Below are 25371 nucleotides of genomic sequence, written 5' to 3'. Positions count from 1 at the left end.
AAGTAATGATTTTTTTCATGGATGGACTGATATTGGATCTTATTTATATTAATCGACTTAAAGTAAATACATGGTTTAGTGTGCTTCCAGAAGCATTTCAAAATTTTATTTTAGAACATGGTAAGCAAATTACTTTTGAAAAAAATAGTTATGTGTTCCGCGCTCAAGATATCTTTGATGGCATTTACACTGTGCTTGAAGGCTCAATTAGTTTGGGTTATGTCGATGTAAATGGTAATGAAGCTCTTTCTGCAATTGCTGAGCCAATTATGTGGTTTGGTGAAATATCTCTGATTGACCATGAACCGCGCTCACATGATGCCATTGCCTTGAAAAAAAGTACCGTTCTACATATTCCTGCCAAACCATTAAATCAATTACTCAAAGACAATCCGTATTATTGGTACTACTTTGCTCGTTTAACCAGTCAAAAACTCAGATATGTTTTTTTAGAACAGATTGCTATACAAACACGCAGTATTTCTCAAAGACTTGCTCAACGTCTTTTGTTTATTTTGGAAGGTTATGGTAATCACATTCTTATACAAGAAAGACAAATTCATATTTCTCAAGAACAATTAGCAAATATGCTCACTACCTCAAGACAGACTGTTAATCATGAGTTAAACTTATTAGAAAAGCAGAATATTATTAAAATTGCGTTCAGAAAAATTGAAATTTTAGACATAGAAAAGTTAAATTTAATTGCAAAATCTACTAGTTAAATAGATTAAAAAAATCTATATAATAAAAACTTAAAATTAAATTAAAAAATTAGATAACACTGCAAAATAAAACATTGTTCAAACTCTATTTCACAAAATAAATATTCCAAAACAGAATTTTTCATCTTACACTCGAACTGAGCAATAATACTCAACAAGGCGCTGATTAACATGAAAAAATTATCAACAATTCTTACAGCTGGCGTATTGGCAATGTTAAGTGTTTCGGCATTTGCATGTCCAAAAGGAACTCAACTCCAAGGAGGAACTGGACCACATCATAAAGGCGGTAAATGTGTTGCTATGAGCGGCAAAACGACTGCTAAAAAAGAAGCTAAGAAAGATATGAATGAGAAGAAACATGCTGCTATGACTAGCGCGACTAACGCTAAACAAGAAGCAAATCAAGCTACTCATCAAATGAAACAAGATGCTGTAAAAACTGCAAACACTGCTAAGAAACCATAATTAATATTAATTTATGTGTTAAAAAAGCGAGATTCTAAATCTCGCTTTTTTTATTATTACCATTATTTCGGAGATGTATTTCCTAAATTTGGGTTATCAATTGCTTCCTTACACTGCTGTTTATCACGTTCGTAGTCTGTTTGTTTTTGAGCAACTGTTTTTTCATTTTCCAGTGTTTCTCGTGCCCATACATCTAGACTAGTTAAGGCTTTTCGGCAAAGTGCATATTTTCCTTCAGTTACCGAATCTGTCATTTTTACGTTAATACGCCAGTCCGTACTCAGCTGACGTAGTGGTTTGCGAACCTTATCATTTATCTGATTAAGCTGTTTTCCATAAACTAAAGGGTCAACAGAGTTAATTAATGTCCATGCCTTTTTCGCATAGACCGTTGCATCATTGGTTAATTTCGGCGCTGGTTTAATTTCAACTTTTTTATCTGGGTTATGTCCATCATCACAACCCTGCAATATAAATGCGCTTGCACTCAGGATGGCGATATAAACTAAACGAGTCTTTGATTTGAACATATCAAACTGCCGAATTAAACATTTCGGCACTATGCTATTAAATTCGGCTACAATACTCAATCTTTCAAGTTTTTATAATTGTTTTACAGCCAAGGTGTATCGTGTCGAATCAACAACAGATGGCTGCTCAAAAAGCAACTTTTTGGCAAGGTGCCAAAGATAGCCAAGCCATCGTACTCACCTATTTACCTGTTTCTTTTGCCTTTGGCGTTTCTGCATCTCAATTTGGTTTCAGTCCTTGGGAAGCATTTTTTCTTTCTTGTTCAATGTATGCTGGTGCAAGCCAATTTCTTGTGGTTGCACTTTTGGCTAGTGGTTCATCTATTTGGTTAACGGCGCTAACAGTCATTGCACTAGATATTCGCCATGTACTCTATGGTCCAGCACTGTATAACTTGATTCCCAATAAATTAAATCTAAAAAAGACGGCTGTTTGGGCTTGGGGGCTTACAGATGAAGTTTTTGCCAGTGGAATGATTCAACTTTCGCAACGTAAACAGCAATGGTCTGAATCTTGGATGTTAGGCTTAAGTCTATTCAGCTGGATGTCTTGGGCAACTGGTTCATTGTTAGGTGGCTTATTTGCAGATCAAGTCGCCCATCTTCCAAAATTTTTACAAGCAGCTTTAGACTTTTTACTACCCGCTTTATTTTTAAGCTTTTTGCTCGCAGCTTTTGAGCGCAAACATACTTTAGTCGTTGCAGTATCTTTAGTAGTTTCAGCCTTGGCATGTTATTGGATTACCTTATCAGCAGCTATTTTTATTGGTATTTTTTCAGGCATTTTAGCGGGTTTATTTAAACACTATGTGCTGAAACAGCATGAAGAGGTTGAAGCCTAATATGAACTTAGAAATTATATTAGTCGGCATTATTGTCGGTATTGCCAATTTTGCTTCACGCTTTGGCCCGTTCTTCGTTATACAAAAACTACAAGGTACTCATCAAAAACGCGGCTCTGTCTGGATAAAAATTGCTTTAGGGAGTATTGGTATCTCTGCCATTAGCGCGATGCTTGTAGTTGCAACTCTGCCCCCTTTACTTGAAACTCCCAACAAGAGCTTCGCAATGTTTATGGGTTTTATAGTTTTAGCAGCTCTTTATTTTAAATTTAAGAAAATTGTTCCAGCGACTTTAACTGCTGCACTCGTTTATGGTTTGATCTACACATATTTACCTTTATAAATAGATAAACTGATCATCCTTATATAATATATAAAGGCTAGAAGTGATTAATAGTAATAGCTTCTAGCATGAAAAACTCATTTTTTAAATTTATTAAAAGATAACACCATCTAGCGATTAGAGATAAAAATGTCACAAGTTAAAATTTATGCAAATGAACAAACCATCATGCAGTATCGAGAATTGCTTTCTCATGCTATTCATCAGGCTCTTATTGAAGAGTTGAAATATCCTGTCGAGAAAAGATTTCAACGCTTTATGAGTCTAAAACCAGAAAACTTTATCTATCCTTCAGATCGAAGCCAACACTACATCATTATTGAACTTTCAATGTTTGCTGGCAGAAGTACTGAAGCGAAGAAAAGACTCATTCAAACTTTATTTCGTAATATTGAACAGTATTGCAAAATTAGCCCACAAGATATTGAAGTCACTATTTTTGAAACACCTAAAGAGAATTGGGGCATCCGTGGTCAAAATGCAGATGAAATGCATCTAAACTATCAGGTTAACGTTTAAAAATTATCTGCATCATTGTCTGACAAAATTCATTTTTTTATGTGTGATAAGGCTTAACTCCACCATAAGTTCTGCTATGCTTAAAAAAATAATTTTGTCAGGATGATTCGCATGAGCGTGACACTCGGTACCCCACTTCAATCTTCTGCATTTAAAGTTTTATTGTTAGGTTCAGGAGAGCTTGGTAAAGAAGTTGTAATTTCCTTACAACGCCTTGGTGTTGAAGTACATGCAGCCGACCGTTATGATCACGCACCAGCTATGCAAGTTGCACATTTTTCTTATGTGTTAAACATGGCTGATCCAACTCAATTAAAACAACTCATTGAAAAAGTTAAACCGAATTTAATTGTTCCAGAAATTGAAGCAATTGCAACCGAGGTTTTGCTTGAAATTGAAGCAAATCAAACCGCTACTGTCATTCCTTCTGCTAAAGCAGTAAATCTGACCATGAACCGTGAAGGTATTCGCCGTCTTGCGGCTGAAGAACTGGGTTTGCCTACTTCTGCTTATCGCTTTGCTGACTCTTTAGAAAGCTTCCGTGCTGCTTGCGATGATATTGGTTATCCTAATTTTGTAAAACCAGTCATGTCTTCTTCTGGCAAAGGCCAGTCTCGTGTAAAAAGTTTTGATGAAGTTGATGCGGCTTGGGAATATGCGATGCAAGGTGGCCGTGTTAACCAAGGCACTGTCATTATTGAATCTCAAATTGATTTTGATTTTGAAATTACGTTACTCACGGTGCGTGCAAAAAACCCTGAAACTGGTGAAATTGAAACTCACTACTGTGACCCGATTGGTCACCGTCAAGATGCAGGCGATTATGTAGAAAGCTGGCAGCCTCAACCCATGACTCCTGCAGCCCTTGAAGAAGCAAAACGTATTGCAAATAAAGTGACAACAGCACTTGGTGGCTGTGGTATTTTTGGTGTAGAACTATTTATTAAAGGTGACAAAGTTTGGTTCAGTGAAGTCTCACCTCGCCCACACGATACTGGTCTTGTGACTTTAGCATCTCAGTTTCAAAGTGAATTTGAATTACATGCACGTGCAATCTTAGGTTTACCTGTAAACACAGCACGCCACAGTGTTGCTGCAAGTGCCGTAATTTATGCTGGAGTAGATGCCAACAATTTAAGTTATAGCAATCTGAATGTAGCTTTAGCTCATCCAGACACAGACTTACGTTTGTTTGGTAAACCAGAAGGCTTCAAACGACGTCGTATGGGTGTTGCAACTGCTCGTGCTGAAAATACTGATCTTGCCCGTACTTTAGCGAAAGAAACCGCTGATCAAGTAATCGTTCAAACAAACTCTTAATTTTTATTTATTGGTAGAACCATTTTCATGATCAATACATCGCCACTGTTGAACTACGTCTCAAGTCATCATGATATTAAAGCCATTAATCAATGGCGAACGGATGTAGAAAAGCAGTTGCAGGATTCATATGAAAATGGGCAATCTATTCGTGACATCATTAAAGCACGTTCAGATTTAGTTGATGAAGCGCTGATCTTTTTATGGAAACATGCTGAACTGGATCAGACAGGTCTAGGCCTTTTCGCTGTAGGTGGTTATGGACGCCGTGAAATGTTGCCCTATTCTGACGTCGATATCATGATTTTGTCAGAACATGAAATTACTGAAGAAAATGAAAAGCGAATTTCTACCTTTATTTCTTCATTATGGGATGTCGGAAACTTTAAACCTGGTATTAGTGTTCGAACTATTCAAAGCTGTGTTGAGCAGGCCGCTACTGATTTAACAGTTGCAACCACACTCATTGAAGCCCGTTTAATTACGGGTAATACTCAGCTTGCAAAATGGCCTCGTCGTATCGTCTCTCAGACTTGGACAGATAAAACCTTTTATGACGCGAAAATGGCAGAACAAGCCAAGCGCTACCATCAACATAACAACACAGAAAGTAACTTAGAGCCTGATATAAAAAATGCTCCGGGTGGTATTCGTGATATTAATCAGATCGGTTGGATTGCTAAACGTCATTTCCGCGTAAACCGTATCTATGATTTAGTACATTTAGGATTCATTTCAGAATTTGAATTAGCCGTTCTAGAAGAAGCTGAAAGTTTCCTTTGGGAAATTCGTCACCATTTACACCGTTTAGCCAAACGTGATGAAAACCGTCTACTCTTTGACCACCAAAGGGAAATTGCAGCAAAGTTTGGATATGTGCGTCAAGAAGGCCAACCTGTCAATTATGGTGTTGAGCAGTTCATGAAGCGCTACTACCGTACTGCGCAACAGGTTTCGACACTCAATGAAATGTTACTCGCGTATTTTAGTGAGTCTGTCATTACACCTCGACTCCCCAACTACGAACGCAAAATTGAAGTGATTAATGATCATTTTAAAATTGTCGATAACAAACTTGCCGTACAACATCATAAAATATTCGCAGAACATCCAAGCGCTATTTTAGAGTTGTTCTATATTTTAGCGAATCGACCAGATATCGAAGGTATTCGTGCTCGTACTTTGCGTTTACTGATTCTTGCAGCGAAAAGAATTAACCAAAGTTACCGTAATAACCCAGAAAACCAAGCGCTGTTTATGTCAATTATTCGCTCACCGTATCGCCTATACGATACATTGGTTGCGATGAAGCGTTATGGTGTTTTAGGAAACTATATTCCCGCTTTTGGGCAAATTATGGGGCTTATGCAATATGACCTGTTCCATATCTATACAGTCGATGCCCACACATTATTATTACTACGTAACTTAAACCGATTTAGAGAACCTGAATTCGCTAAAGAGTTCCCTGTGGTCAGTTCAGTTTTTCAGCGTCTTGCTCGCCAAGATATCGTCTTTATAGCGGCATTATTCCATGACATCGCCAAAGGTCGTGGTGGTGACCATAGTGAACTTGGTGCCGAAGATGCGATTGAGTTTGGCCGTGCACACGGATTTACAGAGCGTGAATGTAAATTAATCGCATGGCTTATTCAAAACCATTTACTTATGTCTTTGACAGCGCAGAAAAAAGATATTTCTGATCCTGATGTCGTAAAAGATTTTGCAGAAAAACTTGGCGATATGGAACATCTCGATTATCTGTACACTTTAACGGTGGCGGATATTAATGCGACAAATCCAAAACTTTGGAACACATGGCGCGCATCCCTCATGCGTCAACTTTATACGCATGCTCGTGATGTAATTCGTACTGGCTTAGGCCGCCCTGTTGACTACCAAATGCTGATTGAAGATACCAAATTTGCAGCAAGTGAATTACTGGTAAATAACTTCGCATTGGCAGATGTCGAAAAGGTATGGCAAGAACTTGGTGATGAATACTTCATTAAAGAATCTGCCGATGAAATTGCATGGCATACGCAAGCAATCTTAAAACACGGCGATAATCCTGAACCATTAGTACTTTTACGTGCTCATCGTAAAGCTGCCCAAGATGCCGTTCAAATCTTTATTTATACACGTGATCAGCCAAACCTGTTTGCGACTACAGTTGCAGTGTTAGATCGCATGAATTTAGACGTTCAAGATGCAAAAATTATCACAGCAATTACTGCATTTAGTTTAGATACCTATGTTGTACTTGATCGTTTTGGTACATTGCTGACTGATCCTGAACGTGAAGAAACCGTTAAAACTGCATTGGTGAAGGCACTGAGCCAACCGGATCAATATCCGGGACTCATGCAACGCCGTATCCCGCGCCAATTGCGTCACTTTGATATTGAAAATACAGTCGACGTAACATTAAATGAAGCTTTACAGCAGAACATGGTCGAAATTTCAACACTTGACCATCCTGGCCTACTTGCACGTGTAGGTGGTTTATTTATGATGCAAGGTTTAGACATCCATTCAGCTCGAATTGCAACTTTAGGTGAACGTGCAGAAGATATTTTCTTTGTCACCAAAAAAGATGGAAAACCGCTAAATCATGAAGAGGTCAAACTCTTCTCGGAAAAACTGAAAGCTGCATTAGATGAAGCATCTAATCAAATTTGTCAGCACTGAAACTCAACTACTTGGTAACTGTTTAATGAACTCTAGCTTGTCGTTATTACATCCGTATCCGTTTGAAAAGTTAAACCAGCTTTTTAAGGATACTACTCCTGCTAATCTCCCGTTGATTCCTCTATCAATTGGTGAACCTAAGCACCCAGCACCAGAGTTTGTTAAACAGGCTATTATTGATAACTTCAACCATCTATCAACTTATCCAAACAGCAAAGGCTTACCTGAACTTCGTCAAAGCATTGCAAACTGGTTGACTCAGCGTTTTAAACTTAACAGCATTAGTGCTGAAAACCACATTTTACCAGTGTCTGGTACACGTGAAGGGATTTTCTCTTTTGTTCAAGCTTTGATTAATCGTGAAGATGCACCTTATGTAGTAATGCCGAACCCGTTTTATCAAATTTATGAAGGTGCAGCGTTACTTGCAGGTGCAAAGCCATATTTCATTAATTGCACAGAAGAAAACGGTTACTTAGGCGATTTTGATGCTGTGCCAGCCGAAGTGTGGGAAAAGACAGCCCTTCTTTTTGTATGTACTCCGGGTAATCCAACAGGTACAGTGCTTTCTAAAGAGCAATTTAAAAAGCTGATTGCTTTATCAGATCAATATAATTTTGTGATTGCTTCTGATGAATGCTACTCAGAACTTTGGTTTGACCAAGCGCCTACAGGTTTATTAGAAGTTTGTGCAGAACTTGGACGAGATGACTACAAAAACTGTATCGTATTCCACTCACTTTCAAAGCGTTCTAACTTACCGGGTCTACGCTCAGGTTTTGTAGCTGGTGATGCTGATTTATTAAAACCATATTTGCAATATCGTACCTATCACGGTGCAGCAATGCCAGTACAACACCAGCTTGCTTCAATTGCAGCATGGAATGATGAAGACCATGTTGAAGAAAACCGTAAGCAGTATCGTGCAAAATTTGACTTATTCCAATCTGAGCTAGGCCATTTATTGCCATTACAAAAACCGGATGCTGGTTTTTACTACTGGTTAAAAGTAGATAATGATGAAACTTTTGCCAAAATGCTGATGGAAAAAGCACACATTAAAGTTTTACCGGGTCGCTATTTATCTCGTGATACTGAGCAAGGCAACCCAGGAGCCAACCATGTACGCATGGCTTTAGTGGCAGATTTAGCACAATGTGAAGAAGTGGTTAAACGCTTAAAAGCGATTCTTTAAGTCTCTTCTTACCAGTTGTATAGTCTTTTAACGATTAAGACTATACAACTGGGCTATACACTATTTATATGTAATTAAGAGCACAGCAAAAATAATAAAAGCAATACTAGAACAATAGTATAAACCTGTCGCAGAACGCTTGGTTTTGTCTAAAACCCGCCCCTGAGCAAGCAATCCAACCAGCAAAATATTCCAAGCAAGAACAACACCAACCATCCATATACTCATAAGCAGTTTTTGAATTAAGCTGAACTTATATTGAATAAGCAGCATTAAACTACTATAAAACATAATATTTTTTGGATTTAGAAGACTAGACTGCACACCTAACATTAAACTTTTAATTTTGTTCTGCTTAATATGGGCTTGATCAATTAAATTGTTTTTTTCAGCCGAGAATGATAAATCACTTGATCTAGCAGCGTTAAAGCAAAGAAAACTCAAATATGCCAAATATGCCGCACCAAGCCATTTAAAAAGTGTAAGGAGGCCACTACTGAAATCTCCAAGCAACATAAAACCAAACAAACACACGACTAAAATTAATGCATTCCCTAAAGTGATTCCTAAAACAACTCCATAAGTATAATGGCGTCCTTTTTGCAAAAGGCTCGTGAGAATAAGAAAGAAATCTGGTCCTGGTGATAACATTGCTAAAAAATGAGTAAATGCAATAACTAAAAAAACGTCCATAACAGCTTCATCTATAAAACAGTATGGAAAATCTTAAAAATAGGAACTTATTATTTCTTGTAAATTATTGCGCGACTGCAAGTTGAAACTGTCGAGGAGTAACTCCAGTATGGGCTTTAAATGCTTTATGAAAATGACTTTGATCACTAAAGCCTAAATTAACAGCCAACTCTACGAGTGAAATCCCCTGTTTAAGCAATTCCCGAGCTTGGTTAATCTTTAAATTAATTTGAAATGCATGTGGAGTTAGACCGACATTTGCTTTAAATAGCCGAATGATTGCATAACGACTCAGGCCAACCTGCTGTGCAAGTTCTTCAAGGGAAATAAAACTCTCAGAAGAAGTAACGGCCTCAACTAAATCTAGAAAATCTTTATATAAGTACTGCGGTTTTTGTATTTCTTCTAAAATGAAATGCGGCAACAACAAGCCCATAAGACAATCAAGAAGTGATTGTTCCTTTTCAAGAATTAGCTTTTGTTCATCAAAAAGCACATCATTCATTTCAGTAAAAGCTTTATAGAAAGTTTCATCCCTTATGATAAGAGGCTTATGTTGAGGTAGATGCAAATCAAAGCCTTGCTGTTGAAATTCAGAATACAACTGACTTAACCACATTATATCTAGATGCAGCATTTGATAACTCCAAGCCTCATTTGGCTTAGGGTTACAAGAATGTTCAATATGGGCAGGTACAATAACCAAACTACCCGCTGAGATCTCTTGAGCAGTGCCAAAAGAACTTTGAAAAATGCTATTCCCCTCGTCTACAGCACCAATTGAAAATGTTGGATGGCTATGAGACTTATAACATGTCCGGCTACGACACGACTTTCGAGTTTCAACATAAGGCATTCGCCGATCTTGCCAAAACTCGAAAGTTTGAGGAATAGCATTCATTAAATTAATTAGCCTGCTAAAGCTTTTTCAATATCAGCTTCTAAAGCTTCAGGTTTAGTCGTAGGTGCATAACGATTCAAAACTGAACCATCTTTACCGACCAGAAACTTGGTAAAGTTCCATTTAATCGTACTACTGCCTAAAATCCCTTTAGCTTCACGTGTTAAATATCTAAAAATTACATGCGCTTCAGGCCCTTTTACATCAACTTTCGCAAACATAGGGAACTTAACCCCATAGTTTCGCTGGCAGAAAGCCCCAATCTCTTTATTATTTCCTGGATCTTGCCCACCAAACTGGTTGCAGGGAAAACCTAAAACTTCTAAACCTTGATCTTTATATTTTTCATAAAGTTTTTCGAGGCCAGCAAACTGTGGAGTAAAACCACATTTACTGGCGGTATTTACAATTAATAAAACTTTACCTTTGTAATCAGCAAATTGCTTAATATCACCTTCTAACAATTCAGCTTCAAACTGATAAATGTTACTCATGGATAAGTTTCCTCGTCATTTTTTTCTTGTGTTTTAAGTTGTAATGATGCCGAGTTCACACAATAGCGCAAACCTGTCGGCTGTGGTCCATCTTCAAAAACATGCCCAAGATGAGCTTCGCAATCATGACAAACAATTTCTGTTCTGACCATACCATGCGTTAAATCTTCATGTTCTTCAATTACTGTTCCATTCACTGGACGAAAGAAACTTGGCCAACCGCAACCACTATCATATTTTGCATCTGACGAGAACAATTCAGCGCCACAGCAACGACAAACATAGGTACCATGTTGCTTAGTGTTCCAGTATTGCCCCGTAAAAGCTGGTTCAGTGCCCTTTTGTCGTGTTATCCGATATTCTTCTGGTGATAACTCTCTTTGCCATTCCCGGTCTGTTTTATTAACTTTTCCCATGACATGCACCTTTTATTCTGATGTAAACATAAATTGATAATCGTGTTTTATATTTACGCCATTCGTCAAAAAAACACTAGTCTCTGAACGTAAAATTTGTTGGAATTTAATCATCTAAGTAATAGAAAGCAAAAAGTAAGCAAATTACAAAAACAAAAGTAAGCAAAATTATATTTTATTTCCTTCCAAGGAAGCAAAGATGGTGCTATTCTTGTTTGGCACGGTTGTATAGGACAAAACATGTCTCAGAAAAAAAGTGTGCTTTTCCAGCAACTATTACCAGTTATCAAACAGTATCAGCAATCGGGTTTTACCCACGAAAGAATTGTTGAATTACTAAAAGATCAACATGATCTAAATTTGGTAACAGTTAAAACATTTAAAAGTTATTTATACCGATATGCAAAAGTGAATCCAGCTATGTCTAAAAATACTGCTACTCTCCAATCCATGCCAACTTCTCGGGAAATTAAGAAATCATCGAAGCTTGAGCATGTTTGCTATGACATTCGCGGGCCTGTATTACGAGCCGCCAATGAAATGGAAGAGCAAGGACATAAAATCATTAAGCTAAATATCGGCAACCCTGCTCCATTTGGTTTTGAAGCACCACAAGAAATTATTAATGACGTTGCTTTAAACCTACCAAATGCAATTGGCTATGTTGATTCGAAAGGCATCTTTCCAGCACGTAAAGCGATATGCCAGTACTACCAACAAAAAGGTATCCTAAATATGCACGTAAATGACGTGTATATTGGTAACGGCGTATCTGAACTCATTGTAATGGCGATGCAAGGCTTACTTGATGATGGCGATGAAATGCTCATTCCAATGCCAGATTATCCGCTTTGGACAGCAGCCGTTAATCTTTCGGGTGGTACTGCCATTCACTATAAATGTGATGAAGAAAATAGCTGGTATCCAGATATTGCTGACATTGAAAGTAAAATTACTTCAAATACACGTGGTATTGTGATTATTAATCCAAATAATCCAACTGGTTCAGTATATCCACGTCACGTGCTTGAACAAATTGTGGCTCTTGCCAAGAAATACGATCTCATTCTATTTGCTGACGAAATTTACGACAAAATTGTTTATGACGGAATTGAGCACGTTTCAGTTGCCTCTTTAGCCGGCGATCAGCTATGTATTTCATTCAATGGGTTATCAAAAGCTTATCGTATTGCGGGTTTCCGTTCAGGATGGATGGCAATTACGGGCGATAAAAGCCGTGCGGCAGACTATATTGAAGGCTTAGATATGTTGGCGTCTATGCGTCTATGCGCAAACGTACAAGCTCAGTATGCAATCCAAACTGCGCTTGGTGGTTATCAGTCTATTAATGACTTAATCCGTCCGGGTGGGCGCCTATACGAACAGCGCAATATCGCTTGGGAAATGTTAAATGAAATCCCAGGTGTAAGCTGTGTTAAACCAGAAGGTGCAATGTATTGCTTCCCACGACTTGATCCTAATATTTACCCAATCGAAGACGATGAAAAGTTAATGTTAGATTTACTTCGTGCCGAAAAAGTACTTTTAGTGCAAGGAACTGGATTTAACTGGCCAACTCCAGACCATTTCCGTGTTGTTTTCTTACCAGCAGAAAATGAATTACGTGAAGCAATTGGTCGTTTAGGTCGTTTCTTAGCCAATCGCCGTTAAAAAAATGCATAATCAAATAGGCATCTTAAATTAGATGCCTTTTTCATTTTTATATGATCCACACGTATATTTAAAAATACATAAGAGCCAATTTAAATATCATTAAAAACTGACATAATATTTTGATTTTTAATAAATTTAATTTATATTGGTTCCCAATTAAAAATAAACTTAGATTTTTTACCATTCGATTAAATTATTATAATTTTCCTCATTTTCTATCTTAGGTATTATGCAAAAAATGCATGAGTTGATATTTTTTTGCATTTCACACTACTTCAAAATAGAGCAACAATCCCTTTCCATAACAACATCATCATATTCGATTCGGTTAACACTGATGCAGATTTAGGAAGATGAAATCAGTTAAAGGATCGAACTGAACTTACAAGGAAAGCTTTTCAATCATCTCTAGCCCATCTAAAAGATGATTGAACACAAAGGATAGAGGTTCATATGAAGCAAAAGAAATTGCTCAAGTATATTGTGGTTGCCATTTTATTCGGAGTATTGACGGGTTGGATCTGTCACCACTTCTTTAATGAAGGTGATCAACTGAAGCAAATCGCTTCTTATTTTAATATCATCACAGATATATTTTTACGTCTTATCAAAATGATTATTGCTCCATTGGTATTTGCCACAATTGTTTCTGGCATTGTTTCAATGGGTAAATCAACTTCAATTGGTAGCATTACACTCAAGTCAATGACTTGGTTCATTACTGCTTCCTTTGTCTCACTAGCCATCGGTATGGGCTTAGCCAATTTTTTCCAACCTGGCGCAGCACTAAATTTAGTATTACCGACAGCTCAAGAACTCAGTAGCGCTTCTCTCCCAGCGACTACTGGCTTTACACTGCAGTCATTTATAAGCCACGTATTCCCGCGCAGTATTGCTGAGGCGATGGCTAATAATGACATTTTACAAGTCCTAGTCTTTGCAATTTTCTTTGGCTCAGCTTTAGCTTTTGTTAATCAAGGCAAAGAACAAGACTCGGTTATTGTTCGCTTGACCGAAGAACTTAGCAAAATCATGTTCCGTATCACTGATTACGTCATGAGATTTGCACCTGTCGCAGTTTTTGCAGCAATTGCATCTGCAATTACTGTACAAGGTTTAGGCTTAATTGTTGACTACGGTATTTTAATTGCAGAGTTCTACTTCGGCCTTTTATTACTGTGGGTTATTTTATTCTCGGTAGGTGCGATCGTACTCAAAAAGGATATCTTCCGTTTAGGCAAATTAATTCGTGAACCTGTAACCCTTGCTTTTGCTACAGCTTCGAGCGAATCAGCTTATCCAAAAGTTATGGATGCCCTAAATAAATTTGGTGTACCAAAGAAAGTGACAAGCTTCGTTTTACCTTTGGGTTATTCATTTAACCTAGATGGTTCAATGATGTACACCACCTTTGCAGTACTCTTTATTGCACAGGCCTACCATATTGACCTTAGCTTTACTCAACAAATCTTGATTTTGTTGACTCTTATGGTGACAAGTAAAGGTATTGCTGGTGTTTCAAGAGCTTCTATTGTCGTAATTTCTGCAACACTAACCATGTTCCATTTACCTGAAGCCGGCATTTTATTACTGCTCGGAATTGACCAATTCCTTGATATGGGCCGTACTGCAACAAATGTAGTCGGTAATAGTATCGCAACAGCTGTAGTGGCTAAACTTGAAGGTGAAAAAGTAGCTGATACTGAAGAATTACCAGAGACAGTATTAATTAAATCAACTCAAGAACAAACGACTGCTTAAGTCTATATTTTCTCCCACTCTCCCAATTTCAGAGCAATTTTATATGACCTTATAAAATTGCTCTTTTTTTTGCTCTAAAATTTAACAGTAGAAACTTACGAGTATTTTCATATTAAATAAAGGTAGAAACATTAGACTCCAATCACTATTAAATTTATTAAGAACAAACCTTAAAAATAGAATACAAACCAATCAATCAAATTTTATTTTTTAAAAAACACAGATCAAATGCTTATTTTTTAATACACTTTTAAATTCATTATTTTCATTAAACAACTGAATTTATTATTGAGTTTGCCCATATAACTTTCAACACTATTAAAACAATTAAAGTTATCAATAAAAAACAACAACTTAAAATTATCATTTGTTAAATAAGTCTTTGAATTATTCTATTATTTCTTATTTTTATATCATCAAAAATTTCATTTGTATTCTTTATATAAAAATTAAAAAAATAGAGATAAATTAGAAAAACTTAATAGATTTTTTATTTTTTTCATGATATTTATTAGCACTGAATAAAAGCAATGACTAAATGATTGTTGTCGAAACAAAATGATATTCAGGGATGCTTTTTATTCAGACAAGTTACGAATATGTTTTATATGGTATGTATTTTGCTTAGGACAAGCAGGCGTATTCGGCAAACTTCTACTTCGTCACTTCATAAGGATATTTTCGATGTTGACTAAAACTGTTAAATCTTTCGGTTTAGCTATGGGCTTATTGGCTTGCTCTCTCCCACTTTACGCAAAAAATAATGTTGTTGTCGTTGCTACTGGCGGTACAATCGCTGGTGCTGGTGCAAGCTCAGCAAACAGTGCAACTTACACAGCAGCGAAAGTTCCAGTTGATGCTCTAATCAATGCAGTTCCACAAATCAAAGATTTGGCAAATGTAAGCGGTATTCAAGCATTACAAGTAGCTTCTGAAAGTATTACTGACAAGGAATTATTACAAATTGCTCGTCAAGTAAATGAACTTGTTAAAAAACCATCTGTGAATGGTGTCGTAATCACTCACGGTACAGATACTTTAGAAGAAACAGCATTTTTCTTAAATCTTGTTGTTCATACTGATAAACCAATCGTTGTTGTTGGTTCAATGCGTCCTTCAACTGCACTTTCAGCAGATGGACCGCTTAACCTTTATAGCGCAGTTGCTTTAGCAGCTTCTGACGAAGCAAAAAATAAAGGCGTTATGGTTCTTATGAACGACTCTATTTTTGCTGCACGTGATGTAACTAAAGGCATTAACATCCATACAAATGCTTTTGTTAGCCAATGGGGTGCTTTAGGTACATTAGTTGAAGGTAAACCATACTGGTTCAGACAGTCTGTTAAACGTTTTACAAATGCTTCAGAATTTAATATTGAAAATATTAAAGGTGATGCACTTCCAATGGTACAAATCGTTTACGGTTCAGACTCTATGCTTCCTGATGCTTATGAAGCATATGCAAAAGCTGGCGCTAAAGCGATTATCCATGCGGGTACAGGTAACGGTTCTGTTGCGAACTATATCGTTCCAACTTTACAAAAACTTCATGATAAAGACGGTATTCAAATTATCCGTTCATCACGTGTACCACAAGGTTTCGTATTGCGTAATGCTGAACAACCTGACGATAAATATGGTTGGGTAGCTGCTCATGACTTAAACCCACAAAAAGCACGTCTTCTTGCAGCTTTAGCTCTTACTAAGACGAATGATGCTAAAGAAATTCAACGTATGTTCTGGCAGTACTAAGTTTTTCAACCAGTCCAAATCCGTTTGGGCTGGTTCTTTTGTTTTCTTGTATTTTCACTCGATAAAATAACTAAAATCTTTGATCAATCTTTCATTTTAATATTCTAAACATTTGCTTAAATACTAAAATCCTAAACAGTTTGCCAAAATATTAAGCATTTCCTTTGAACTTTGCATGCTAAACTATGCTGCGGTCGTATTAAGGATTGGTTTATGCAGTTTGTTCATCTCGGTATTTATACAGAATTTTCGATTACAGAGTCGATTGTTCGCATACCCGACTTGGTCAAGGCTGCTGTAAAGGATGAAATGCCTGCACTGGCTCTTACAGACTTATCTAACCTTCACGCTGCCGTAAAGTTTTATAATTCTTGCCTTAAAAAAGGTATTAAACCTATTTTAGGTAGTACCATACGTCTTAATGATGCTCAGCATCGTGTAACTTTACTTGCAATGAGTAATGTTGGCTGGAAAAGCCTGACCGAAATCGTTTCACGTGGTTTTATTGAAGGTCAACAACTTAGTATCCCTTGTGTACAAAAAGAATGGGTACTTGAACAGCATCAAGATATTATTGTTCTGCTAGGTCAACACAGTGATGTTGGTCAAATGCTTTGCTCATCTAACCCACAAAAAGCTGAACCTTTACTTGAAGAGTGGATTGAAAAGTTTGGTAATCGTGTTTATCTTGCTTTAACACGTACTGATCGTCCTGGTGAAGAAGACTTTATTCAAGAAGCAGCAAAACTTGCTGCCAAATATAATGTTGGTGTAGTGGCGCATAATGATGTGCACTTTGTAGAAAAAGAAGATTTTGAGGCACATGAAGCACGTGTTTGTATTGCTGATGGTTATGTATTAGCAGATGATCGTCGTCCACGCTTATATAGTCCCGAACAGCATTTTAAAACTTCCGATGAAATGATCGAATTGTTTTCCGATATCCCAAGTGCTATCGAAAACACCTACAACATTGCAAAACGCTGTAATGTTAGCCTACAACTTGGCACCTACTTTTTACCTGATTACCCAATTCCAGATGGATTTACCATCGACACTTACTTTGAGCATTTGTCAAAAGTAGGTTTAGAAGAGCGCTTAGATTATCTGTATCCTGTTGAAAAACGTGGTGAAGACTGGCCAGAAATTCGCAAACCTTATGATGAACGAATTGATTATGAAGTTGGAATTATCCTTAAGATGGGATTCCCTGGTTACTTCTTGATCGTAATGGATTTCATTCAGTGGGCTAAAAATAATGGTGTTCCTGTTGGTCCTGGCCGTGGTTCAGGTGCGGGTTCATTAGTAGCATATAGCTTAAAAATTACCGACCTTGACCCACTTCGTTATGACTTGCTTTTCGAACGTTTCTTAAACCCAGAACGTGTATCGATGCCTGACTTTGACGTCGATTTCTGTATCGCAGGTCGTGACCGTGTTATCGACTATGTATCACGTACCTATGGTCGTGAAGCAGTTTCGCAAATTGCAACTTTCGGTACAATGGCTGCAAAAGGTGCGATTCGTGACGTTGCGCGTGTTTTAGGTAAATCTTACGGTTTAGCTGATCGTATTTCAAAAATGGTGCCGACTAAGCCACTTGGTGTAGATTTGGCAACTGCTATTGAGATGGAACCTCAGCTTAAAGATATCGTCACTAACCCATCTAACCCAGATAATGATGATGCCAGTGAAATCTGGGAAATGGCATTAAAATTAGAAGGTATCACTCGAAATACTGGTAAACATGCCGGTGGTGTTGTTATTGCACCCGGTAAGATTACCGATTTCTCGGCTGTACTATGTGATGAAGACGGAACCAGCCGTGTTGCACAATACGATAAAGACGATGTAGAAGCTGCTGGTCTGGTAAAATTTGACTTCTTAGGTTTACGTAACTTAACCGTTATTGAAGATGCTATTCAAAATATTAATAAAAATCGCGATAGCAATGACCCTCTAAACATATCTCACGTCCCACTCGACGATGCTAAAGCATATTCTGTGTTTGCCGATGCAAATACAACAGCGGTATTCCAGTTTGAATCCGTCGGCATGAAACGGATGCTTAAAGAGGCACGTCCAAGCAAATTCGAAGAAATTATTGCGTTCGTATCTTTGTATCGTCCGGGTCCAATGGATCTGATTCCTGACTTTATTCATCGTATGCATGGTGGGGATTTTGAATATCTTCATCCTCTGCTTGAAGGTGTACTAGAGCCAACTTACGGGATTATGGTTTACCAAGAGCAGGTAATGCAAACCGCGCAGATTTGTGCAGGTTATACGCTTGGTGGCGCTGACTTACTTCGCCGTGCAATGGGTAAAAAGAAACCTGAAGAAATGGTGAAACAACGCCAAATCTTCCTTGAGGGTGCTGGACAAAAAGGGATTGATGAAAGCACAGCTAACCATATCTTTGACTATATGGAAAAGTTCGCGGGCTATGGTTTCAACAAATCACACGCGGCTGCTTATGCCCTTGTTGCATACCATACTGCATGGTTAAAAGCTCATTACCCTGCCGAATTTATGGCAGCAGTAATGTCATCAGAAATGCAGAACACTGACAGCGTCGTATTTTTGATTGATGACTGTCGAAATAATGGACTCGAAGTTCTACCTCCGTCAGTTAACATGTCGACTTATCATTTCCATGCCAGTGATGATAGAACCATCGTTTATGGTTTAGGTGCAATTAAAGGTGTTGGTGAACAGGCAATGCAGTCTGTTATTGACTCACGCCGTCAACAAGGGCCTTATACAGACCTATTCGACTTCTGCCACCGTATTGATTTGAAAAAAATCAATAAACGAACCTTAGAAGCGCTTATCCGTGCTGGTGCTCTAGATTGTTTAGGTATTGAACGTTCTAGTTTAATGGCTCAATTGCCAGAAGCAGTACAAGCAGCCGAACAAGCACGTAGTAACCGTGAAAGCGGCATTATGGACTTATTTGGTGAAGTTGAAGAAGTTCAGCGTAAACCCGCTAAGCCAGTTAAACCATGGAGTGATGAAGTTCGTCTTAAAGGCGAAAAAGATACGCTTGGTTTGTATTTAACAGGTCACCCTATTGATGTTTACCGTCAAGAACTCAAAGCCTTTATTCCAGCAAAACTTAATGAAATTACTGCGACTCGTCGTGGGGTAACAACTGTTTATGCGGGTCTGGTTCTCGATGTAGCCAACTTCCCAAATCGCGTGGTTATTGTGCTAGACGATGGTACAGCACGTATTGAAGTTAGTTGTAATCATGAACGCTTCCAGCGCTTTAAAGATATCATACAAGTTGAACATGTAGTTGTCTTTGAAGGCGAGATTTATGAGCGTGAAGGCTTTGATCGTCCAATGGGGCGTTTAAACAAAGCCTTTAACTTAAATGAAATTAGACAAAAACGTGCCAATAGCATTCAAATCAAGTTAACCAATGATTTAATGCAACCAAGTTTGGCAAAAGATCTACAAAATATCTTATTGCCTTATTGCAATATTGATATGCATCAGCATATTGCACTAAATTTACACCTTGACCAACCATATGCTCAGGCCGAGCTTCAACTTGGCCCACAATGGAAAGTCGCTCCTTTAGATGAACTTCTAGCCAAGCTAAGAGATTACTTTGGTAAAGATAATATTCATGTTGAATATCAGGTAAAATCTAAGGCAGCTAAAGCAGCAGACCCTGTTCGTCCGCAACCTGTTGCCTCACCTCATGTGGACATGACTATTGATGATGCATTGGATTCATACCAAAGCGAAGTTTCTCAATATTCGTAATTTCTGGAAATCTTATGAGTTTGTTTGACGACACCGCTGTGTCAAAACAATTAGCACAAGTACGTATTGTGATGGTCAATACCACATTACCTGCTAATATTGGCAGTGCTTTACGCGCAATGAAAACAATGGGCTTGAGTAAGTTGGTGCTGGTTTCACCAAAGACCTATCCACATCCAGATATTCAAGCGCTTGCTGCTGGTGCACAAGATTTATTAGAACAAGTCGAAATTGTTGAAACGCTCGAAGACGCGATTAAAGATTGTCATTTAGTTTTTGGAACCAGTGCTCGAAGTCGTACTATTCCATGGCCATTGCTTGATGTACGCCCTGCTTCAAAAGAAGCAATTAAGGCAGCTTCGCAAGGCCAACAAATTGCAATTGTTTTTGGACGTGAAGACCGCGGCTTAACCAATGAAGAATTAGCTTTAGCAAATTATCACCTTACTATTCCTGTAAATTCGGATTATGGTGTACTGAACGTTGCCCAAGCGATTCAAGTTGTATGTTATGAACTTCGCATGTCGGTATTAGAACAAAAAGAATCTGTTTCTGATGATGGACAAATGCCACTTGCACAAGGTCAAAGCATGCAGTGGGATGAGCCTTTAGTCACTCAGCAGCAAATGGAAGAGTTTTATCCTCATTTGGAAAAAATGCTGACTGAAATTGAATTTTTAGATCCAGAAAATCCACGTTTATTACCTTTACGCTTGCGTCGTTTATTTGGTCGTATACAATTAGATCGTATGGAATATCATTTACTTCGCGGTATTTTTAGTCGAGTTCAAGCCCTCACAAGCGGCAAATGGAAAAAAGCATCATCGGACAAGGAGGATCAATCCAATGCTTAAACAGCTTAAAGAAGATATACAGGCTGTCTTCGCGCGAGATCCTGCTGCACGAAATACGCTCGAAGTACTTACCAACTATCCAGGTATTCATGCCCTAGTGTTGCATAGACTTGCACATGAACTTTGGAAAAAAGATTGCAAAGGGACTGCCCGCTTTGTATCAACATTTAGTCGTTTTGCAACTGGAATTGAGATTCACCCTGGTGCAAAAATCGGCAAACGTTTTTTTATCGATCATGGTATGGGTGTTGTGATTGGTGAAACTGCCGAAATTGGTGATGACGTCACGCTATATCATGGAGTTACCCTAGGCGGTACGACATGGAAAAAAGGTAAACGTCACCCAACTCTAGAAGATGGTGTAGTCGTTGGTGCTGGTGCAAAAATTTTAGGACCTTTTACAGTGGGTAAAGGCGCTAAAGTGGGTTCAAATGCTGTGGTGACAAAAGCTGTTCCCGCTGGTGTAACAGCCGTTGGTAATCCTGCGCGCTATATTTATAAAGATGCCGATAAAACCAAAGATCAAGATGAAGCACGCCGCCGTGATTATGCTCAGAGTATTGGATTTGCTCCGTATGCGACCACTGCTGATCAATCTGATCCGATTTTAGAAGGAATGCGAGTTTTACTTGATCGTATTCAACACAACGAAACACGTATGAATAATTTGTGTCAACGCTTATCCGAACTTGACCCAACTTTCAAAAAAGAAAGCCAAGATGAACAACCTTTTAGCGATGAAGAGCTAAAAATTCTTGAAGAAGTTCGTCGTGAATGCGGCGCGCAAAACAAGACATCAAAAACGTAATATTCTTGATTCATAATGTAACACGCTTACCCTTGCATGTCGGTTTAGGTTTTCCTAGACTTAGCTGTACCAAATCTGACTTTACTAAAATGAACGGAAGATCCTATGAATTTAAAGCCATTGGCGTATTTACTCCTTGCAACTTCTAGTTTAACAGCGTGTACAATGGCGCCTGTAAAAGAACAAAAAAATGAACCTTTTGTTTTCAAGGAACCTGACCTTACTCCTCCATTTTATGCTTTAAACCCATTTAATTATGATGCTCCTCCAGCATTTGAAGTTGCTTTAAAAGATGCTGCTGCTCAGCCTGTAACAAAAATGGTGGTAACTCGTCAGGATGATCCAACTAAATCGCTTACTTTAGATACAAACAAACTGATTGTACCTACAATTAATAGTTCACAACGTTCAGTGAAGTACGCAGTTTTAGCTGGCGATAATGAAATTGATGTGACAGAAATTGATGACTTCTTACAACTTGTAGAAGGTAAAGCTCGTCACTACCCGCCTCGCTTTACAGACCGTCAGGAACGTAAAGGTTTTGAAAGCAAACTTAAAGAAGTGACTCAGCGCTTAGATACTTTAGCTGCTAATCCAAATGCTTCATTTGATATTTTAATTCGAGCATTTAAAGCAAGCGTACTTGCACGTAATTTAGATTTAGGTACTGTTCATACAACTAAATCTTTAGAATATGCTCAAAGACTTTTAAAAATTAGCCCAGACGATCCAGAAACGAATTTCTGGTTTGGTTTTGGTTTATCTGAAGGTGGTGGTCAGCGTGAAGCCATTCCATATTTAGACAAAGCCATTAAAGGCAATGTTCAAGAAGCATATTTAGCCGCTGCAAATAACTATATTGCAATGGAACAAAAGAAAAATGCGATTCAGACTTTAAAAAATTATAAAGTTAAATACCCTGATGAAGCTGAAGTGGCTGACCGTTTAATTCAAGAAATTGAAAAACAGGGTCGTTGGAATGTATGGCAAGTTTTAACAAACCCAGCCATGGCACCAGCTACGCCTGCAAAACCTGCAAAACCTGCAAAAAAATAAGTTTAAACTTTAAAAAAGGGCTGATTTGACAGCCCTTTTTTATATTTGATCAATTGAAAAAAACTTTAAAATTTGTATGATCGGCATATTACTGATCCACATATTTGACCATAATGTTTGTTAGAAAAAGAAATTCAGCGCTCTTCACGGTCATAATCCTCGGTTCAATTCTCGGTGGATGTCAGGTCGTCAATGTTAAGCAACAAGCTCTCAACGTTACTATTGCAAATGAACGTAATAGTATTCTTACGCAAGATAAACTGAGTGAAGCAAGTCTTAACGTTTTGTCTATGTCAGGGCAAGAAGCCAAAACTTGTACCGGCTCTCCTGACACCTGTGTAAATCAACTCAAAAACCTTCCTCAAATTTTAGACGAACAGCTTTTATCTGCTGCGAGCGAAATGTATCTCGCAAAAGCGATGGCTTTATCAGATTCTTCCGAGTGTAAAATTAGTCGATTCACTAAACACAAAGCGACTGATGAACAAAAAGCGATTCAGAATAAATATGACGATTGCTTAGACCAACAATTAACCTTTCTCGATAAGAGCATTCGTTATAGCTATGCCTATCTGTTTTCAACAAAACGTCAGCCGACCGATCGTATTTTTGATAACAGACAAGTTCAAATACGCGACTTTTATAATCAAGCCATTGCCAAAATGGTCAGTGTGTATGATTTAAGATACCCCCAAAAAAATGGGGTAGAGCCACAAATCCATATTGGTAAGAGTGTTTATTCAATAGACTTTGAATTTCATAGACAATTGTCAGGCCAAAAATTAGAGAAATTAATTTCGAGCTATAACTTAAATTTTTCAGGATTAAGAACAATTAACCGTCGTGATGGTTTCGGTTCTGAGTTTGTCGCCGTTTTTCCGAGCTCAGGAAAAGAAGATATTAATGAATATATTTTAGATCCACTTAATTACAGCTATAAAAATGGTGTGAATCCGAATATTCACCATGCACGTTATTTAGCTGCAACGATTGTGGCTGAGCCTAAAAATGCCAAAACTGTTCAAGACATTATAAATAACCCAGAATTTTTAATTCGAGTTTATGATCCTTATCGCACCGATAATATTAATGTCGCTGGTAAGCAGTATCCTTTAGCTGCCAACTTCTCGGCTCCTTATGGTTTATGGCTAGCTGAAAACAACTTAGGCGTAGCGGCTTATTTAAGCTTGATTGATCGTGATCAGCATTTAACTATGCCACACTTATATATGCTCGAACCTTATAATCCAAACAAAAAAATTATTGTTTTGGTACATGGTTTAGCAAGTAGCCCCGAGGCATGGATTGCGCTCACCAACGATGTGATGGGTGATACTGTTTTAAGAGATAACTATCAAGTTTGGCAAGTTTTTTACTCGACTAACATGCCAATTTTAGAAAGTCGCTTCCAGATTTACGCTCTGCTTAAACAAGCGTTTGGTTCGCTAAACCCAAGTGACCCTGCTGCACATGATGCTGTGCTTGTAGGCCATAGTATGGGTGGTATTATTAGCCGTTTACTGGTCAGTGATGGCGATATTACTCAACCAGCCTTAAAACTGATGACTGTACGCCAACAGAACCGTTTCAAGAAACACCCTATGGTAACTGAGCGATTGCAAATGCATTCAATTGGAAACTTTGATCGCGCAATTTTCTTGGCATCACCTCACAGAGGTACAGATTACGCTGATCGATGGTTTACGTTAGCTGCTCGTAAAATTATTCGTTTGCCGGGAGCTTTTTTATCTGCTGTAGCAACATCACTAACCACTGAAAACCTAGATGTTAAAGATTTCTTGAATAACATAGATAACGGTTTGATTCAAAATGGACCAAGTGACTTAAGCCATCAATCTAAATTTATGGAACTCACGGAAAATATTAATCCACATCAAGGATTAGTCTTCCACTCAATTATGGGTAACATTACCAAGAGCGATGATCCAAATGTGATTACCGATGGTATCGTTCCGTACAAAAGTGCTCACTTAGATGGAGCAAAGTCTGAGAAAGTTCTTCCGGGTGGACACTCTATTCAGTTAACACCACAAGCTGTATTAGAGTTACGTCGTATTTTACGAGAACATTTAGTCGAACACGGTTTATATAAACCATGAAAATGAAAAAAGAGCCAAAGGTGATCCTTTGGCTCTTTCGTTTGGGAACTAAATTTTACTGCCCAGAGCGAATGATGTAATCAAACGCAGAGAGCGATGCTTTAGCGCCTTCACCTGTAGCAATAATGATTTGCTTGTAAGGCACAGTGGTACAGTCACCCGCAGCAAACACACCTTGTACATTGGTTTCGTTGCGGTCATTCACAATGATCTCACCACGGTTGGTTAACTCAATTTCACTGTCTTTTAAGAAGTCAGTGTTTGGCAATAAACCAATCTGTACAAAGATCCCTGCAAGTTCCACTACATGCTCTTCATCAGTCGCACGGTCTTTATATTTAAGACCAGTCACTTGTGAGCCGTCACCTAACACTTCTGTACTTAAGGCATTCATAATTACAGTGGTGTTCGGCAAGCTATGCAATTTGTTTT

Annotated in this window: 22 protein-coding genes; 16 read left to right on the top strand and 6 right to left on the bottom strand. The window is 38.0% G+C overall.

The genetic code is table 11. The features are described from left to right. Positions 1-17: 17 nt before the first annotated feature. Both MSG95_RS02025 and MSG95_RS02020 read left to right on the top strand, forming a co-directional pair. Positions 18-725: a Crp/Fnr family transcriptional regulator gene (locus MSG95_RS02025; protein ID WP_077165784.1), complete on the top strand. Its 708-nt coding sequence runs from the start codon at positions 18-20 to the stop codon at positions 723-725. 171 nt (positions 726-896) lie between these two features. Then, positions 897-1193 carry a hypothetical protein gene (locus MSG95_RS02020; RefSeq protein ID WP_004702158.1) on the top strand — a complete coding sequence of 99 codons (297 nt, stop codon included), beginning with the start codon at positions 897-899 and terminating at the stop codon, positions 1191-1193. Positions 1194-1255: 62 nt separating this feature from the next. Here MSG95_RS02020 and MSG95_RS02015 read toward each other — a convergent pair whose 3' ends face one another. Then, positions 1256-1723: a hypothetical protein gene (locus tag MSG95_RS02015; RefSeq protein WP_025465257.1), complete on the bottom strand. Its 468-nt coding sequence runs from the start codon at positions 1721-1723 to the stop codon at positions 1256-1258. A 119-nt stretch (positions 1724-1842) separates the two neighbouring features. On the opposite strand from MSG95_RS02015, the gene MSG95_RS02010 reads away from it, so the two are divergent. The 6 genes from MSG95_RS02010 to dapC all read left to right on the top strand — a co-directional run bounded on the left by MSG95_RS02010 (position 1843) and on the right by dapC (position 8633). Beyond that, a complete protein-coding gene (locus MSG95_RS02010; RefSeq protein WP_077165770.1) occupies positions 1843-2565 on the top strand; it encodes an AzlC family ABC transporter permease in 723 nt (240 codons plus the stop codon). 1 nt (position 2566) lies between these two features. Further along, positions 2567-2908, top strand: a complete 342-nt coding sequence (gene ygaH, locus MSG95_RS02005) for an L-valine transporter subunit YgaH (protein WP_004702171.1) — start codon at positions 2567-2569, stop codon at positions 2906-2908. Positions 2909-3037: 129 nt separating this feature from the next. Beyond that, positions 3038-3427: a tautomerase family protein gene (locus MSG95_RS02000; RefSeq protein WP_077165769.1), complete on the top strand. Its 390-nt coding sequence runs from the start codon at positions 3038-3040 to the stop codon at positions 3425-3427. A gap of 102 nt (positions 3428-3529) precedes the next feature. Continuing rightward, the gene (gene purT / locus MSG95_RS01995) at positions 3530-4747 is read left to right on the top strand and encodes a formate-dependent phosphoribosylglycinamide formyltransferase (protein WP_077165768.1); all 1218 of its coding nucleotides are present in this window, start codon (positions 3530-3532) and stop codon (positions 4745-4747) included. A gap of 27 nt (positions 4748-4774) precedes the next feature. After that, complete coding sequence (gene glnD / locus MSG95_RS01990; RefSeq protein WP_004702176.1) at positions 4775-7438, top strand: [protein-PII] uridylyltransferase; 2664 nt, start codon at positions 4775-4777, stop codon at positions 7436-7438. A gap of 25 nt (positions 7439-7463) precedes the next feature. Beyond that, positions 7464-8633 carry a succinyldiaminopimelate transaminase gene (dapC, locus tag MSG95_RS01985; protein WP_049065929.1) on the top strand — a complete coding sequence of 390 codons (1170 nt, stop codon included), beginning with the start codon at positions 7464-7466 and terminating at the stop codon, positions 8631-8633. Positions 8634-8693: 60 nt separating this feature from the next. Here dapC and MSG95_RS01980 read toward each other — a convergent pair whose 3' ends face one another. The 4 genes from MSG95_RS01980 to msrB form a co-directional block, all read right to left on the bottom strand. Further along, positions 8694-9326 carry a LysE family translocator gene (locus tag MSG95_RS01980; RefSeq protein ID WP_077165767.1) on the bottom strand — a complete coding sequence of 211 codons (633 nt, stop codon included), beginning with the start codon at positions 9324-9326 and terminating at the stop codon, positions 8694-8696. A 64-nt stretch (positions 9327-9390) separates the two neighbouring features. Continuing rightward, positions 9391-10236, bottom strand: a complete 846-nt coding sequence (locus MSG95_RS01975) for an AraC family transcriptional regulator (protein WP_139344795.1) — start codon at positions 10234-10236, stop codon at positions 9391-9393. Next, entirely contained in the window at positions 10236-10721 is a 486-nt protein-coding gene (locus MSG95_RS01970) for a glutathione peroxidase (RefSeq protein WP_004702185.1), read from the bottom strand. Before MSG95_RS01970 ends, MSG95_RS01975 begins: the two co-directional genes overlap by 1 nt. Then, on the bottom strand, positions 10718-11137 hold the full coding sequence (gene msrB, locus MSG95_RS01965; RefSeq protein ID WP_004702186.1) for a peptide-methionine (R)-S-oxide reductase MsrB: 420 nt from the start codon (positions 11135-11137) through the stop codon (positions 10718-10720). Before msrB ends, MSG95_RS01970 begins: the two co-directional genes overlap by 4 nt. Positions 11138-11377: 240 nt before the next feature. On the opposite strand from msrB, the gene MSG95_RS01960 reads away from it, so the two are divergent. The 8 genes from MSG95_RS01960 (at position 11378) to MSG95_RS01925 (ending at position 24939) form a co-directional block, all read left to right on the top strand. After that, positions 11378-12808: a pyridoxal phosphate-dependent aminotransferase gene (locus MSG95_RS01960; RefSeq protein ID WP_004702188.1), complete on the top strand. Its 1431-nt coding sequence runs from the start codon at positions 11378-11380 to the stop codon at positions 12806-12808. A 456-nt stretch (positions 12809-13264) separates the two neighbouring features. Beyond that, positions 13265-14572: a dicarboxylate/amino acid:cation symporter gene (locus MSG95_RS01955; RefSeq protein WP_077165765.1), complete on the top strand. Its 1308-nt coding sequence runs from the start codon at positions 13265-13267 to the stop codon at positions 14570-14572. A gap of 684 nt (positions 14573-15256) precedes the next feature. After that, a complete protein-coding gene (locus MSG95_RS01950) occupies positions 15257-16324 on the top strand; it encodes a type II asparaginase (protein ID WP_019458918.1) in 1068 nt (355 codons plus the stop codon). Between the two features lie 213 nt (positions 16325-16537). Next, the gene (gene dnaE / locus MSG95_RS01945; RefSeq protein WP_077165764.1) at positions 16538-20101 is read left to right on the top strand and encodes a DNA polymerase III subunit alpha; all 3564 of its coding nucleotides are present in this window, start codon (positions 16538-16540) and stop codon (positions 20099-20101) included. A 14-nt stretch (positions 20102-20115) separates the two neighbouring features. Next, entirely contained in the window at positions 20116-20955 is an 840-nt protein-coding gene (locus tag MSG95_RS01940) for an RNA methyltransferase (protein WP_004887591.1), read from the top strand. Next, complete coding sequence (gene cysE, locus MSG95_RS01935) at positions 20948-21763, top strand: serine O-acetyltransferase (RefSeq protein WP_004702199.1); 816 nt, start codon at positions 20948-20950, stop codon at positions 21761-21763. Before MSG95_RS01940 ends, cysE begins: the two co-directional genes overlap by 8 nt. Before the next feature lie 105 nt (positions 21764-21868). Further along, complete coding sequence (locus MSG95_RS01930) at positions 21869-22819, top strand: ABUW_2363 family tetratricopeptide repeat lipoprotein (protein WP_139344793.1); 951 nt, start codon at positions 21869-21871, stop codon at positions 22817-22819. A 113-nt stretch (positions 22820-22932) separates the two neighbouring features. Next, positions 22933-24939, top strand: a complete 2007-nt coding sequence (locus MSG95_RS01925) for an esterase/lipase family protein (RefSeq protein ID WP_077165763.1) — start codon at positions 22933-22935, stop codon at positions 24937-24939. 55 nt (positions 24940-24994) lie between these two features. On the opposite strand, the gene MSG95_RS01920 is transcribed toward MSG95_RS01925, so the two are convergent. After that, positions 24995-25371, bottom strand: a 377-nt coding sequence (locus MSG95_RS01920; protein WP_324624595.1) for an FAD-dependent oxidoreductase, incomplete at its 5' end; no start/stop codon positions are given.

The sequence above is a fragment of the Acinetobacter sp. IK23 genome, from assembly GCF_035615275.1.
Classification (GTDB): Bacteria; Pseudomonadota; Gammaproteobacteria; order Pseudomonadales; family Moraxellaceae; genus Acinetobacter; species Acinetobacter seifertii.
This window is presented reverse-complemented; position numbering and strand designations above follow the sequence as displayed.